Origin of the sequence: Paracoccus onubensis, from assembly GCF_003591515.1 — a bacterium.
Classification (GTDB): domain Bacteria; phylum Pseudomonadota; class Alphaproteobacteria; order Rhodobacterales; family Rhodobacteraceae; genus Paracoccus; species Paracoccus onubensis.
This window is the reverse complement of sequence record NZ_QZCG01000009.1, coordinates 163,734-178,402: the sequence shown is the minus strand read 5'-3', so window position 1 is coordinate 178,402 and position 14,669 is coordinate 163,734. Positions and strand designations below refer to the sequence as shown.

The following is a 14,669-nucleotide window of genomic DNA, read 5'->3' as shown; positions in this document are numbered from 1 at the left end:
TGTCAGAGGCGCGTGCGAGATATGAAGAACTGAAGCGAAAGGCACCTCGTCAGGCAAGCGAATTTGCGCTGGCCATGGCGCCGGTATTTGCATCGCGACAGTTCTTTTACAGAAGACTCCTGTCAAAGGATACGGATCTGGACATCCGGCGACAGGCGGCCGCTTCGGCATTGGAAATGGCAAAGAGCGGGGCCAAAGTAGATTACAAGATACTGGTCAGGTCGGCGAAAATACTCGCCGAGCTGTCTGGCGAAGGGACCGGGCAGCGGCTGTTGGACTATCCTGATCGTATCGGTCCGGAAGGAAGCAAGATCGCGCTTCTGGCGGCATTCCATCAAGCAAAACTCGAGCGGCGGTGGGATGATGCCTACAGGATGCTTGCGCAATATGTGAAAGATCATCCGAAGGACGCAAAACGAAGACGCGAACTCGGGTTACTGGCCTATCGCAGTGGATCATGGGGAGAGCGTGCTTCCGCCATTCTCGAACTGAACGATTTTCCCCATGATAAAAAGGCCAAAGAGGCATTCGCGGCTGTCAGTTCCTTTTTTAAGACCTGCTCTGTTTCTTTTGCATCGCCTGCGGATGCCGGACGCCGCACAAATCTGCAAAGCCCGGCATCCGTGTTCCGACATGTTCTGACCTCCTGTCCGCCGGCGCAGGCCGGAAACCGGGAAGGTATTGTCATGATTGCCCCGTCGCTTGCAGGTGGAGGGGCGGAAAGGGTCGCCGCAACGATCTGCGGCGATCTTTCAGCCAGGGGCAAGCCCGTGGAAATGGCGATCTATGATGTGGACGGCAAATCGGGCCGTGATCCCTTGTTCTATTTGCCAATGACGGGCCTTGATCGGGAAGATATCCGCGTGCTGGATCTGACCGCGCCCTTGCGGGAGCCTTTTTGCTGGCTGCCTCCGAACCTGTCCCACAAGTCGCAGGCCATCCATGATTTCCTGATGTGGCGTCGCCCACATACATTATATTTGACGCTGGATATGGCCAATCTGGCTGGCGGCTTTGCGGGGTTGCTTGCGGGAGTTCCGAACATCATTCTGCATTGTCATAACCAACGGCCTTCGGATGTATATGCGGGCCTGGGAATGGAGGGATGGGCTGCCGCCTATCAGACATTGCTTGAACGAGACGAAATTCGCATGATTGCGGTCAGCCAGACCGTCGCCGAAGATTACGCCGACTGGGCTGACATCCGGTCTGACCGGATCGAGATTGTTCGGAATGGACTTGATTTACAGCAGCTCATACGGCCGGATAAACTGTTTCTCAAGACGTTCAGATCCGAACTGGGCATCCCCCGAACATCATTGATCGTAGGAACGGCCTTTCGCTTCGAAGAGGTCAAGCGTCCTGACATTTGGCTTCGAATGGCCGGGCGCGTCGTCAAGAAACGACCGGATGTCCATTTCGTTCTTTTCGGGGAAGGGGCGCTTCTTGAAAGGGAGCAGTTACGGTGCCGGGATTTCGGGATTGAGAAACAGGTCCATTTCGCGGGGCATGTGAACGATCTTTATCATCGGTTGCCTCTTCTGGACGTCTTTGTTCTGTCATCCCGGTCAGAGGGTCTTCCAAATGTCCTGCTGGAAGCGCAGGCGGGAGGCGCGATCCCGGTTACTTTCGATGTGGGGGGCTGCCGGGAAGCGATGAGCGATGGCGTGACGGGGCTTTTGGTTCGCGAGCAGTCGGACGAGGCCCTGGCCCACGCCGTTCTGAAAGCGTTGAACGATGCGGAATGGCGCCATGCGGCGAAGAAGGCAGGCAGGAAGTTTGTTCGCAGTCACTTCTCGGTCAATCGCATGCTTTCCGCCTTCAACAGGTTTATGAGTGCTGCCGAATCCGGCGTTAACCGGCCTATCCAATCACTTGGCGGGCATAGGACAGAATAAGGAAAAAACATTGGAACGTCTTAACCTCGCGCTTCCTTACAGCCCGACCGAATTCGCTATCCACAGTCTGCGCTATCTTCCACTGCGCGGGATCGTGGCGGGCAAGCGTGTTCTTGATATCGCCTGCGGCGAGGGTCTGGGGACGTCGCTGATCAGCAGATGGGGGGCGGCTCATGTGGTCGGCGTCGACGTTGCCGGAACCGCGATTTCCGTCGCCAAGGCGCGTTTGGCGGAAAAAGAAAAGGCGAATGTCGAATTCATCCGTGATGATGCGATCAGCTATCTCGAAAGGACAACAGAGGATTTCGACATCATCATCAGTGCGGAAACCGTAGAACATCTGGAAAATCCCCGCCGCTTTCTGGAACTCTGCAGATCGCGCCTGACAGCGGATGGCAGTTTCGTGGTTACATGCCCCAATGACCACTACTATTATGGTGGCGGGCAGACGATGAACAGATATCATCTTGCCAGCTATCGGTTTGAAGATTTCAAGGCGTTGGCGGAGGACGTTCTGGGGGCCGGAGAATGGGCGCTTGGGGCGCCACTTAACGGTTTCGGGCTGTTTCCGCTATCGATCACCGAATTGGATGCCGGTGATTACCGGGATGCATTGATGCGGCGGCGGGGGCTGGGCGGGGAAACCGTTCCTGTGCCGGATGTGATGCAGAATGGCCTGACGCCAGGCAATTCTCTGTTCTATCTGGGAGCTTGGGGATCTTTGTCGCTTCGCCGGGCATTTGGTGTCGCCATTCCCCGTGGATCAAACCACCGGCTGGGCGATTTGCGCAGTGTATCGGAAGATATCGCCCAAGGTGCCGTTCGCCGCATGGCTCTGGTGCATGACGGCGAGATCACTGCAGACGAAGTCACGGCGCTTCGTGATCTGCTGAGAGGAAAATATACCGTCGAGGCCTTCGCATGGACCGGCGACACGAGGGCGCTGGGGATGGCGCTTCTGAATGGCCCGATATTCGACAATATTCACTTCGAAACCCCGGCGGCTTTCGAGGCCGTGGCAGAATGGATGACCGTGTCGGCTCCGACGTCCGAGTTTCTGGACCGGTATGGCGCGCGCTGGTCTGCGGCGACCCTGACCGTGCGCCCGGATATACAATATCCGTCCGACCACAATCTGGCTTTTGCCGATGGGGCGTTTGGACGGGCCGCAGCGATACGCAAAGCGCGGACGGCTACCGGGGAGCGCGCGGTGCTTTGGTGTGCGGAAGCATCAGGTGCCGGAAACCCGGATGCTGCAGCACCGGTCACTGCGCATCGCATTGCAGTGGTCATGCCCGCCCACGCAGAACGTGAATCCGTGCATGCGCTGATTGCCGCCGCCCAGACGAAAGCCGGATTGACGGGACTGACCATCATATCCATCAATGCCGGTGCACCGCCGCAGAAGATCATGTCCAGTCTGGCGGAAGCAGATGCATTGCTGTGCCTTGACGGGACAGGGACTGCGCGCCGCGCCGCAGAGCAGGCTATTCGCCATGGGCTTGCAGTCATCGTGCCGTCTACGCATCCGCTGGCATCTATACTGGGAGATGCCCAGAAGCCGCTGGTGATGGTACAGCCGGATGTGATCGCTTTGGATCAGGCGCTTCAGATAATCTATCTGGATCCTCGGGTCAGAAGCCGCATCCGGGCCGAGAATCTGGCGCTGGCCGAGCATATGACCACGAATGCGCGAGGCGTTTTCTGGACCCGCGCGCTTGCGCAGGCGCAACTGTCATGCAATCGATACGGCGCTCCCTTGCGGGCGGCGGTGCTGAAGGCCGCGGCGCAGGTTACCCGATCCGTTCCTCCCATCAACCTGCTTGCAATCGAGGCGGAACGCGATGCTCTGCGGGCCGAATGCGAACGTCTGCGGCGCAGGGATCATGACAACACGCAATAGTGGATTCTGTCGCATTCAGCAAAGCGCATCATTGGTATCGGGAGCTTGTCCGCGAAGCTTCGACATGCCGCACATATACGGGAAGATATCGGTTTTATTCATGACTTTAACATCGGCGATAGTCCTCTGAAAATCGGAGCAGACAGAGTTTACCAATTGATTCACGCTACAACTTGAACAATACAAAACGGGCTTTGACAGCATAAGGTGAGAAGGAACCAAAAACGTGCGTTCGGTGATATATGATGGCGACGACCTATGCATTCTTCTCTCCTCCCATGGCGCGGACAAAGGTGTCATAACCTTCGGTTCATGGCTGCGGCAGCCCCTCCAAGACCGCCCGGCCACGGCTGCCAAGGGGTTTGGCGATGGCGTCTTCGTGAACCGTGGGGTTGACGAACTGCACATCGTGCCGCGCCGGAACCACTGGTATCAAAGCGCCGAGATGGCCGAGGCCGAGCGTCTGGCGCGCTCCTTTGCGTCCTCTCGGAAGGTGGTGACATATGGTTCAAGCATGGGCGGTTACGGAGCTGCTCTCATGTCCGCACAGCTCGGCGTGCCTGCCGTGGCTCTGGCGCCCCAATTCTCGCTCGATGCCGGGATCGTTCCATGGGAGACCAGATGGCGCGAAGACGTGCGGATGATCGAGAATTTCGATACAGATGCGATGACTCGCCGGGGACCGGCCAGCGGATATCTTTTCTATGATCCGTTCACGGCGCTTGATGCGAAGCAGGCCAATCTGTTTCGTGGGTGTTCCAATCTCACATTCGTGCCCTGTCCGTTTTCAGGCCATGCCACGAGTTCGTTGGTCAATCGCATCTATTCCCTAAAGCGGCTCGTTCTTGAGGTGTTGGAAGGAAGTTTCTCGATCTCGGAATTCGTCGAAGCGCGCCGCAACTCCGGGCGGGAGCAAGATGATATGTATGTGGCAATACTTTATGTTCAGTCCGTCAACAGAAAGAGGCCGGAAGTCGAAGCATGGGCCGAGACGCGTCTGAGGGATCTCGAAGGTCAGCTTGGAGCCAAAGCGCTTCGCACGCTGTTCTCGTTCGAACTGCGCCGCGGGCGCAAGGATCTGGCGGCGGGATGGGCCGAGGCGGCGTCGCGTCTCTCTCCCGCCACGGCAGGCGACTGCTTTATTGCGGCGAAGCTGGCGACCCATGCCAAGCTGTATGACAAGGCGCGCGAGATCCTCTGTCATGGCCTGTCTATCGCGCCCTCAAATGCTGCTCTCAAGCAGGAACTTGCCTCTCTCGCATGAGACGGAATGGATTCTCGATTTCGAGGAAATCACGATAAAGCGCCGGCATCATTTGATTGCGCGGCGTTGAATTGCCTAGGGGGAGCGTATGCCGGAAACCTCGCCTTGCGGCTGTCCGTCATCTTACGTTAAAGAGAGGCGACATCCGCAAGCGAGGTGAATATATGGAAGATTTTCTCAAAGAAATAAGAGAAATCGTTGGACTTCCCGAACCCGCCATTGCTCGCAATATGCCCGCCCCACTGACCTTTGATATGCCAGGGCAGGGCTTCAGCGATGGTTTCATGAAATCGGCCATCCTGTGTACGGCCCGGTCAGGAAGCTCTCTTCTTTCGGTTGCGCTGGAGGCCTATGGTTTTCAATTCCGAGAGTATCTGAACACCGGCGACTTGCTGAAGAGGGTGGTGCTGGATGCAGAGGTGACACAAACCTCGGATTTGGCGCGTCCCTTTGAACAATTTGCGACGCAAGACGGACGCATGTCGATCAAGATGCCCCCTCTTGGGCTTGTTTTCCTTTTCATGATGGGCGAGTTTCCGAAAAATCTGGATCCATGGCGCTTCGTTTATCTCCGCCGGCAAAATCTGGTTCGTCAGGCCATCTCGGGGGCTGTTGCGCGGCGCACGGGGCAGTGGACACATGTGATGGCGGCAAGATCCGAAATTTCTGATGACGATTATTCATTTGAAGAAATCCTTCGGATCCTGAACTCGGCCAACCAGGAAAACCGTATGATCGAGCGTTTTATCGGTATGCTCGGGCTCCCCGTCTATAATGTCATCTACGAAGAGTTCGTGACCAACCAGAAGGTGGTTCTTGCAGAAATCGCAGCCTTTTTTGGCTGCGATCTGAACAATTATCCCGAAGCCGCGAACCACAAGCCCTGGATCGAGCGACAATCCACCGACTTGAACAAACGATGGGAAGATCGTTTCCGCGAAGATCTGCTGAAGCGGCTTGGCAAAGAGGCGTCAATTGCCTGAAGCGATTGAAGGCGAGGATCACACCGACAATTCGGTGCTGATCTCTCGCTCGGTCGCGATTTGCATCAGTTCTTCGGCATTCTCGACCATGTCCGATAGTTTCGTCGATCCGAATTTACCGCTTGTCACCTTGAAATCGTAGGCCGGGATCCCTGCCTCCGCCAGAATTTCGGTGACGACGCTCTTCATATCTTCGACCAGTTGCTCATAAAAAAAGCTTTTGGCTCCGGCGTCTTGCGTGATCTCCGCAATGTTCTTGCGGCCCCTCTCGATATTGGCGAAGGCGGCCTTCAGGTTCAGGGGATTGATAAAGGGGCGAAACTGTACCTCGAGTCCGCTGGGAATGGACCACGATCGTGTCTCGCCCTTTTCGGCCGCCTCGTTCACCCATGCCCGTGTCCGCAGCGCCGAAACCGCCGTTGCAAGGTCGTCATGCCGGTCGAGGATAAGATAATTTGGTGAGAACCCGGCCATATAATCCCTGAATCCAGCGGCGTCCCCAACCGCATTCGTATTGACGTTAAGGAATATCCGCTCTTCATTGCTTCCGCCGATATGTTCGCGCATCCATTCCAGTTGCGCGGGCCAGACATCCGGCTGGGTGCCGCCCCCACCGATCACCTTTGTCCGGACGGCTGTAAGCGGTTCATTCCAGACCCGGCAGGCGCGGGATTTCTGGACGATACTGTTAACCAGATTGCTGCCGACGCGGCCCCACGGCATGAGAAGCACAGTGATTTGTGACATCAGGCCTTCCTATTATCTTCAAGTGAATTCCAGAGCGATGTCAGTCCATTGCGAAGGCTCGTCTCTGCTTGAAAACCAAGCTCATCATATGCCAGCTTGGGACTGCCCAGCGACATACGGATATCTCCGGCGCGCGGCTTGACATGGGTTATTTCGGTCGTGCCGCGGCCTGCGACGCTATCGATCTCTTTTGCCAGATCAAGCAACGTTTTCTCGGAGCCCGTGCAAAGATTGTAGACCGATGCTCCGCCACTATCCGCAGCTCGGTTGCGAGCGCTGACCAGTCCCCTGGCAATGTCTCCGACATAGATGAAATCGCGGCTTTGCAACCCGTCGCCAAAGACCGTATGCGGCGTGTCCGCCGCGCGGTTGGCGCAGAACTTCGAGATCACCCCGGCATAGGGCGAGCGAGGATCCTGCCGCGGACCATAGACGTTGAAGAAGCGAAGTCCCGCTGATCGCAGCCCGTGGATCTCTGCCATGGCGCGGGCCTGATGCTCGCAGCCCAGCTTGTCGGCGCCATAGGGAGAGATCGGCATGGGCAGGCTGTCTTCGCGGCATTCCGATCCGGAGCGATTACCATAGATCGCGGCGGATGAGGCATATACGACCGGTATTCCTTTTGCTGCGGCGGCACGAAACAGCCCTATCGTGCCGCCCAGATTGATTTGGTGCCCCAGATCCCAGTTGCGTATGCATTCCTGTACGATCACAAGCGCGGCAAGGTGAAAAACGCTGTCCACATCGCGCACCAGATCGGCGACCAACTCGGTGTCAAGGATGTCGCCTTCTACCAGCCGGGCTCCGGCAGGCACATTCTCGCGCGCGCCGCTGGAAAGGTTGTCGAGGATCACAACTTCCTCGCCATCGGCAAGCAGGCGATCGGCAAGGTGACTACCGATAAAGCCGGCGCCGCCGGTCACAAGCGTCTTACGTGTCATTGCAGTCCTTTTTTGTCATGCCGCCGGCTGTCCGAGCCGGCTGGCCTCCGTAAACGAGCTGATGCAGGGCGGTGACCATCCGGTCGAGAGAAAAGATCTCGCGTACGAAACCCATCCCGGCACGTTTCATCTTCAACAGGCGACGGCGGTTCGTCAGCAGCCCGGTGACTTCGGCCGCAAGAGCATCGGCGGTTTTGTCCGAGACGATAAGGCCCGTGCGCCCCGGCATCATCGTCTCGCTACAGCCGCCTACGCCAAAGGCGACCGGTACGACGCCCGCCGCCTGCGCCTCGATCAGCACGTTCGGAAAGCCCTCGGATCGCGAGGAGAGCATCAGGATATCGAACACTGGAAGACGGTGAGCGAGATCCGCAACACGGCCGGGGAAATGCACGCAATCGCCAAGACCCAATTCCTCGGCATATGCGCGGGAAGCCTCCAGAAGAGTGCCGTCGCCATAAAGGATAAAATGGGTCTTCGGCACCGCTTCGCGGATCTGGCGCGCAGCATCCAGCCAGACCAGCGGCTGCTTGACTTCCGTAAAACGCAGTGCCGCGCCAACTACAGGGCTGCGCAGGGGAATACCCAGCTCCCGTCGGATGCTGCGCGGAAGATCATCGTCTGTCGCGTCGTCGATGGTAGAAAAATCGACGCCATTATGGATCACGGTCACTCGGCAATCTGCGGGATCCGTCTTGCACCAGCCAAGGTAGTCGTCCACGGCCGCCTGTGCCACGTTGATATATTGGACATTGGGCTTGGCCAATAGCGCCCGGAATGCGCGATCCCATCCAAATGACAGGCGATCGTGGCCATGCAGGTTAGGTGGGCTCATATTATGGCAATGCAGAACGATTTCCGGCACCCCGGCCATGATTGCGGCAATTCCCCCGGCAATGATCGCCTCATCCAGGGTTATATAAAGGATACGGGGCCGAACCTGCATCAGATCGTCATAAATGGCCTGCGCCCGTTGTGCATAAAAGGGCGGCAACCAGCAGAAAGGTTCGCCGGGCTGCTGTACGGGATCGATGATATGCAATTCATCTTCGCGAAGTCCGGTCAACGGAAGATAAAACAGCGCATTGCCAGCCGCCCCGTCAGTCTTGGAAAACAGCCACAGCTGCGGGCTTTCGTCCGGTTCCATCCTGCGAAACCCCTGGAGCATCGTGGCGACAATCCGCTCCGCGCCGCCTCCGGCCAAAGATCCCGTCAGAAGCACGACTCCTTGCCGCGCGTCCATATCGGGCGGCGGTGCGTGTTCCATTGCGTATTCATAAACCGCGCCGGGCGTCTCCAGCAGTTCCTGCTGCATGATGATGTCATCGGGTGTGGCGGAAGACAGCCCTTGCGCGGCCCGGAACTGCTGAAACAAGTTCAGCATCTCATTGCTGCGGGCATTCCCTTCGATCGACGCCAGGGCCAGAATTTCATTGCAATACCGTCCCCAGCGTCCCGTCTGCATCGCGGCCGTGGCGCGCAGAACAAGGGCCGGCTTATGAGATGGGTATAGCTCGAGATGTGCTGAGGCTTCTTGTAGCGCAGTATTATGATCGCGCTCGCGCCGGGCGAGTTGAGCACGAAAGAAATGTCGCTCTGGCGACGCCTCTATCAGACTGTCGCGCAGATTGACCGCTTCGGCACGTTCCGATGAGGTCGCATCGGGCGAGGCGAGAAGGATGTCGGTAGCCGTGAAGACGGGCTGCAATTGAACGCTGCCCTCCCGCTCCGCGACATCCAGCACCAGGCGCGCCACCCGCAATTCATCCCCGGTTGTTTTGGCAAGATCCAGCGCATGTGAGGGAAAAAATGGCCGGTCCGGATGAAGCGGGATCAGCCTGCATGCCAGATCAATCGCATTTCTTTCATCTACCTGCTTGATGGCGAGCCAATGGGCTCGTGCCTTGGGAAACGGCAGCTGTTCTAAGTTAATGTTTTCGTTAGACAACATGAGGATCCCAAATGGAAGTGGACTAAAATCTCACACTCGGCATACATCTATGGGGGAAAGCTAACTAAAATAAAATCTTCGGCGACTAGGGTGGCGTAAGTACTTGCCACCGTAGTCGCCGCGTAGTGACCCTTTTATGACCGGTATCCGCGCCCCTTTCAAGCTCACGGTGCTTTCGTCTGCCCATCAAAAGGGCAGCACAAGATTGAGGCGGTTTCCCGCGTAATTGCGACAAGGCAGTATGACCGACGCGCGCGCTTCTATCGCCGCTACCGCGTCCCGTACAGCGTGATTGCCCATGCTGTCTGGCTGTCTTTCCGGTTTTCTTTGAGCTTTCGGATGGTCGCGGATCTTCTGATCGAACGCGCCATCCTCGCGTCGCAGCGCACCGGGCAGTGAAGGTATCCGCCGAAAATTTTGAGCGGAAATTCGCGCAACCGATTGGTGATCGGCCAATTGGCGCACTTTGCTCATATCCTGGGGGCAAAGCGCGAGCGGGCAGTGAGGTGCCTCAAGTCACGCGGGCGATCGCAGCGGATCGGCCAAGGTCTGTGGTATAATTTTTGATCTTGTTGGTCGCCGAGGATTCGTTCGGGAGTTTGAGTGATCTGATGATCGGCGGGCGGGCATGTAAGATGCCAGTGCAGTCTCTAATCCTTGTAATGATTCCCATTTCTGATTAAAATGAGCGACGCAGATTGCTCCGCGCCGCTCTTATTTTTAAATTTATTCTAAAATATAGCGATGAAATAGTTTCATTAAATTTCAAGTCTGCATCGAAATATTTTTATATATTCTGATGCGGAGCGGCGAAATTAAATATAAAAAATCTCTCGCATGAATGGCTTGTATTTTCAGGGTGATTTATTTTCAACATCTCCTCTTCTGAATGTATCAGAGGGTTCTGTTCGTGTCACTTACAAACAAAAAAACTAGTTAACCTGCACCAAGACATATTCATCAATTGATATGTCGCTGTAAAGACCGTTCATTGCATAAATAATGGCGAATTGTTTCAATTTCGGAACGGATATCATTTTCCTTGATCCAGATTCTCTTAATGGTTGAAGTCAGGGTGAGAATAAAATAGGGCGCAGATACTGTCCTATCGACTCTTCCATATCGACATTGTCATTACATGGATCGATGAGACCCGGCTTTGTCGATCCACAATTATTGGTATTTTGACAAATTCACGGCAACCAATCTGCGCGAGCGTTTTCAAACGGTCCTGATTCGGTCTAAGCTGACAGATGAACAAACCGGAGGTCGCGCCCATGTGTTTTTCGCTGTGCTCTTCCGCTCATCACTCGATCAACTGCATCGTTCCGCCTCATATGCTGCGGGTATTGGCTTTGCGAGGCGACGAAAAAACTGCTCAAATGGCGCGTAGCCTATTGAAGCAGACAGAGAAACTGCGTGATGATCGGGCAGGGCAGGTTACGCCGCCATTGCCGATCAGAACGGGCGCCCTTGGTGGACCTGCACTGGACGATGCCGGAGAGATTTGCTGTCCGGATCGCCGCATTCATGACGGCGAATACAAGGCCGCCTTGCCCGGCAAGCTGGTTCGCAGCGAAGGCGACCCGCCTTCGGGTATCGAGGACGCGGATCTTGCTTATGACGGTGCGGGGCAGGTATTTTCGCTTTTTGCCGAAGAATATGGCCGCAATTCGCTGGATGGTTCGGGCATGCCGCTGATTGCTTCCGTACATCACCGCCGGAACTACAACAACGCTTTCTGGGACGGCAGCCAGATGGCCTATGGCACCGGCGATGGCAAACTGTTCCGCAGCTTCCTGGAGCTTTCCGTCATTGGGCACGAGATGGCTCATGGCGTTATCCAGCATTCGGGCGGGTTGATCTATGAGAATCAGGCCGGGGCGTTGAATGAAAGCATCGCCGATGTGTTTGGCAGTCTGACGCTGCAACGCGGCCTTGGTCAACAGGTGCATGAAGCAGACTGGCTGATCGGCCGTGGCATCCTTGGCCCTGATATCAATGGCGTGGCGCTGCGCAGCATGAAGGCACCCGGCACCGCCTATTCGGACGATCTGCTGGGGCAGGATCCGCAGCCGTGGCATATGGACGGATTCGTCTCGACCGGCGAGGACAATGGCGGTGTGCATATCAATTCAGGCATCCCCAACCACGCCTTTTACCTGTTCTGCAATTATATCGGGGGCAAGTCGTGGGAATTGCCGGGTCGCGTCTGGTATCGTGCGCTTGAGCGGTTGAACAACCCGATGGCATCATTTGCGGAATGGGCGCGGCAGACAATGGATGCGGCGACGGAACTGGCAGGTCTGGGCAGTTCCGAAACCGCGATGCTGAGGCGGGCATGGAAACTTGTCGGAATCGGCATCTGAACCTACATTCGACACAGGCGGAACTTTACAGGCAAAAAGGTCATGCTCATTGAAATCGACGCTCAGGGAGGATTTGGCGGCATTGCGGCGTCGGCTCTGCACAAGCGAATCGATGTGGATGCACAGGCCGAGCCGACCCGGCAAGAGCTGAATGACGCTTTCCGCCCGGCAGAGCTGCAGCGCCTGGCCGCCCGCGATTGCGGGGATTGTGCCGATCGGGTGACCTATCATATCACCGTTACGATCGAAGGGCGCGGCAGCCGCAGCTTTACCCTGCGCGAAGATCAATTGCCGCCCGAGATGCTGGATCTGATCGACCGCTTTTAGAACAACCCGCCCGTCCCGAATGATTCCGGTTGAGTGCGAGTGATCACAGCGACTCGATGACCTGGTCCCGCAGATATGCGGCCAAACGCTGCGTAGCATCACTGCGACTGCTCCAATCATCTGCAAGCTCGCCCAGATAAGCGCGTCGCGCATAGTCCAGTGTCGAAGCATCCCGGCTCTGAATTTGCGGAATTGCCCAAACGGCCGCCGCATCTTTCGTGACGAATTCTCCGGTGCTGGCCGTGCGCCACATCCTCGCAAGAGTCAGCAGGACATTTCGCTCGTCCCCGTGTATTCCGCCCAGTAACGCCGGTAGCGCATCGCCTATGGCGCGCCGGACATGTTTCTGCGGAATTTCGGGCAGAAGCTTATCCGCGCCTGCGCCGAACAGAGGGATGGCATCCTGGCGCGCCTGCGCCAGAACCAGCGTATGCTCGGGATCCCGGGTGGGCATTGGTCTTTCACCAGCCTCGAAACCGTCCCGTAGCCATTCGCCATAGATAAATTCTGCCCGCGCCGGGTAAGCGGTGCGGGCAAGGTCAGATCGGCGAAACAGCATGACTTCAAGGCAGCGCGCGCCTCCTGCAGTGGCTGGGTGGCGACCGGAAATCCGGAGCAGAGCCGTCAGGAGACCGTCGCGCTGATCTTCGGTCAGGTCGCGCTCTGTAATGGCCAGAAGATCGATGTCGCTTTGTGGCTGAAGACGGCCCGAAACCGCCGATCCATGCAGATACACAGCCAGCAACATATCCCCAAGGATGTTGTGCAAGGCCGCCAACGCAGTCTGAATCTGCTCGGACATGTCAGAAATAGGCCCCGGCGAATCAGATGACCCGGACGGACAACTCTCCCAGACCGGCAATGCTGCCTGTCATCACGTCGCCCTTCTTGACTGCGCCTACGCCGGCAGGTGTGCCGGTCATGATCAGGTCACCGGGCTGAAGGTCGAAATACTGGGAAAGGATCGCGATCATCTCGGGAATTTTCCATATCATCTGGTTCAGATCGCCCGATTGCCGGCGTTCGTTATTGATGTCCAGCGTGATTTCACCCTCGGTCGGATGGCCGATCTCGGATGCCGGACTCAGCGGACCGCAGGGGCCAGATTGCTCGAAACTTTTGCCGACTTCCCACGGACGGCCCATTTTCTTCGCCTCACCCTGCAGATCGCGGCGCGTCATGTCGAGACCGATACCGTAGCCCCATACATGATCAAGGGCCGTCTCCTGGGGAATGTCCCTCCCTCCCTGTTTCAACGCGACGATCAGTTCGATTTCGTGATGCACATCCTCGCTCATCGGGGGATAGGCGAAGGTTCCGTCAGAGGTCAGGTTGCCCGGGCTTTTGAAGAAGAAGAAGGGGGGCTCGCGATCAGGGTCGTGGCCCATTTCTACGGCATGAGCGGCATAGTTCCGTCCGATGCAAAAGACCCGATTGACCGGAAAGACCTTGTCGCTGCCCGCGACCGGCAGGCTGGCCACTGGCGGGGGCGAGATCACGAATTCGGGTGAGATTTGACGAGTATCGGGCATCAGTTTCTTTCTCCTGCATAGTATTGAATGCGTTTTTCAAGGCGTGCGACCAGTTCGGCAAGGGACAATGCGCAAGCAAAAAGCAGAAGAACAAGCGCCCAGAAATGGGCCATCTGGAAATTCTGCTGATAAAGCGAAAACAACGCTCCGACGCCGATGATCGATACCAGAAGCTGACCAATCACAACGCCTTTCACGCCACGGATCATTCCAAGCCGGATACCGGCCAATATCTCGGGCAATGCGGCAAGGAAGATGATCTTGAACAGCTCGGGCCATGAGGCGCCGAAAGACCGGGACATCTCCAGCAGAGAAGGCGCGACATGCCGGACGCCCGCGCGCGTGTCCAGCACGATGATCCATACCGCGAACATGAAGACCGTCACGACCACCGTCGGCGTTCCCAGCCCGAACAGGATCATGAAGACCGGGACCAATGCGGATAGCGGCGCCGAAAGGAAAGTGTTGACCCACATGTTCAGAAGCTTGTCGGCGGCCCGCGAAAGCCCCATGAGAAAGCCAAGCGGGATGCCCAGAACAAGCGCAAGCGCCAACCCCAGAAGATAGGATATGACCGTTATCCTGATCGCCTCTGCGAAGCTGCGGGATGTCACGACCTCGCCCATCGCCGCGATCACCTCGGTGAAGGGCGGAAACAGCATGAGCAGACCGAAGCGCCCGACGATTTCCCAGAGGATGACCCAGACGATCAGCGAGGCCATCTTGGGCACGTGGTATCCGTAAAGGGTCATCA

12 protein-coding genes are annotated in these 14,669 nt (G+C 56.9%); 6 read left to right on the top strand and 6 right to left on the bottom strand.

All coding sequences use genetic code 11. The annotated features are described in order from the left end of the window. Positions 1–176: 176 nt before the first annotated feature. The 4 genes from D3P04_RS14220 (at position 177) to D3P04_RS14205 (ending at position 6,048) form a co-directional block, all read left to right on the top strand. Positions 177–1,898, top strand: coding sequence for a glycosyltransferase (locus tag D3P04_RS14220; protein WP_182912867.1), 1,722 nt, complete (start codon positions 177–179; stop codon positions 1,896–1,898). Between the two features lie 10 nt (positions 1,899–1,908). After that, the gene (locus D3P04_RS14215) at positions 1,909–3,801 is read left to right on the top strand and encodes a class I SAM-dependent methyltransferase (protein WP_220475345.1); all 1,893 of its coding nucleotides are present in this window, start codon (positions 1,909–1,911) and stop codon (positions 3,799–3,801) included. Positions 3,802–4,180: 379 nt separating this feature from the next. After that, positions 4,181–5,065 carry a hypothetical protein gene (locus D3P04_RS14210; protein WP_147391947.1) on the top strand — a complete coding sequence of 295 codons (885 nt, stop codon included), beginning with the start codon at positions 4,181–4,183 and terminating at the stop codon, positions 5,063–5,065. 164 nt (positions 5,066–5,229) lie between these two features. Beyond that, complete coding sequence (locus D3P04_RS14205) at positions 5,230–6,048, top strand: Stf0 family sulfotransferase (RefSeq protein ID WP_119750003.1); 819 nt, start codon at positions 5,230–5,232, stop codon at positions 6,046–6,048. A gap of 18 nt (positions 6,049–6,066) precedes the next feature. Here the strand turns inward: D3P04_RS14205 and D3P04_RS14200 are convergent, their stop codons facing one another. The 3 genes from D3P04_RS14200 to D3P04_RS14190 are packed head-to-tail and all read right to left on the bottom strand — an operon-like array spanning position 6,067 to position 9,492. Further along, complete coding sequence (locus tag D3P04_RS14200) at positions 6,067–6,795, bottom strand: hypothetical protein (RefSeq protein WP_119750001.1); 729 nt, start codon at positions 6,793–6,795, stop codon at positions 6,067–6,069. Further along, positions 6,795–7,736 carry an NAD-dependent epimerase/dehydratase family protein gene (locus D3P04_RS14195; protein WP_119749999.1) on the bottom strand — a complete coding sequence of 314 codons (942 nt, stop codon included), beginning with the start codon at positions 7,734–7,736 and terminating at the stop codon, positions 6,795–6,797. The genes D3P04_RS14200 and D3P04_RS14195 overlap by 1 nt, the downstream gene beginning before the upstream one ends. Next, a complete protein-coding gene (locus D3P04_RS14190) occupies positions 7,726–9,492 on the bottom strand; it encodes a glycosyltransferase (RefSeq protein WP_182912866.1) in 1,767 nt (588 codons plus the stop codon). The genes D3P04_RS14195 and D3P04_RS14190 overlap by 11 nt, the downstream gene beginning before the upstream one ends. 1,577 nt (positions 9,493–11,069) lie before the next feature. Between D3P04_RS14190 and D3P04_RS14180 the strand changes: the two genes are divergently transcribed. Together D3P04_RS14180 and D3P04_RS14175 are read left to right on the top strand one after the other, a co-directional pair. Beyond that, entirely contained in the window at positions 11,070–12,056 is a 987-nt protein-coding gene (locus D3P04_RS14180) for a M4 family metallopeptidase (RefSeq protein ID WP_220475344.1), read from the top strand. A 42-nt stretch (positions 12,057–12,098) separates the two neighbouring features. Beyond that, complete coding sequence (locus D3P04_RS14175) at positions 12,099–12,383, top strand: protealysin inhibitor emfourin (protein WP_119749991.1); 285 nt, start codon at positions 12,099–12,101, stop codon at positions 12,381–12,383. A gap of 43 nt (positions 12,384–12,426) precedes the next feature. On the opposite strand, the gene D3P04_RS14170 is transcribed toward D3P04_RS14175, so the two are convergent. Genes D3P04_RS14170 through D3P04_RS14160 form a run of 3 tightly spaced genes read right to left on the bottom strand, consistent with a single transcriptional unit; the run spans position 12,427 to position 14,667 of the window. Then, a complete protein-coding gene (locus tag D3P04_RS14170) occupies positions 12,427–13,185 on the bottom strand; it encodes an aminoglycoside adenylyltransferase family protein (protein ID WP_119749989.1) in 759 nt (252 codons plus the stop codon). Between the two features lie 22 nt (positions 13,186–13,207). Then, the gene (locus D3P04_RS14165) at positions 13,208–13,915 is read right to left on the bottom strand and encodes a fumarylacetoacetate hydrolase family protein (RefSeq protein ID WP_119749987.1); all 708 of its coding nucleotides are present in this window, start codon (positions 13,913–13,915) and stop codon (positions 13,208–13,210) included. Continuing rightward, positions 13,915–14,667: an ABC transporter permease gene (locus tag D3P04_RS14160; RefSeq protein WP_119749985.1), complete on the bottom strand. Its 753-nt coding sequence runs from the start codon at positions 14,665–14,667 to the stop codon at positions 13,915–13,917. Before D3P04_RS14160 ends, D3P04_RS14165 begins: the two co-directional genes overlap by 1 nt. Positions 14,668–14,669 lie beyond the last annotated feature (2 nt).

What these genes read in the sequence shown, in the direction of transcription:
- D3P04_RS14200 (WP_119750001.1), bottom strand. Translation starts at nt 6,795, where the DNA reads ATGTCACAAATCACTGTGCTTCTCATGCCGTGGGGCCGCGTCGGCAGC.
- D3P04_RS14160 (WP_119749985.1), bottom strand. Translation starts at nt 14,667, where the DNA reads ATGACCCTTTACGGATACCACGTGCCCAAGATGGCCTCGCTGATCGTC.
- D3P04_RS14175 (WP_119749991.1), top strand. Translation starts at nt 12,099, where the DNA reads ATGCTCATTGAAATCGACGCTCAGGGAGGATTTGGCGGCATTGCGGCG.
- D3P04_RS14220 (WP_182912867.1), top strand. Translation starts at nt 177, where the DNA reads ATGGCAAAGAGCGGGGCCAAAGTAGATTACAAGATACTGGTCAGGTCG.
- D3P04_RS14205 (WP_119750003.1), top strand. Translation starts at nt 5,230, where the DNA reads ATGGAAGATTTTCTCAAAGAAATAAGAGAAATCGTTGGACTTCCCGAA.
- D3P04_RS14195 (WP_119749999.1), bottom strand. Translation starts at nt 7,736, where the DNA reads ATGACACGTAAGACGCTTGTGACCGGCGGCGCCGGCTTTATCGGTAGT.
- D3P04_RS14180 (WP_220475344.1), top strand. Translation starts at nt 11,070, where the DNA reads ATGGCGCGTAGCCTATTGAAGCAGACAGAGAAACTGCGTGATGATCGG.
- D3P04_RS14165 (WP_119749987.1), bottom strand. Translation starts at nt 13,915, where the DNA reads ATGCCCGATACTCGTCAAATCTCACCCGAATTCGTGATCTCGCCCCCG.
- D3P04_RS14170 (WP_119749989.1), bottom strand. Translation starts at nt 13,185, where the DNA reads ATGTCCGAGCAGATTCAGACTGCGTTGGCGGCCTTGCACAACATCCTT.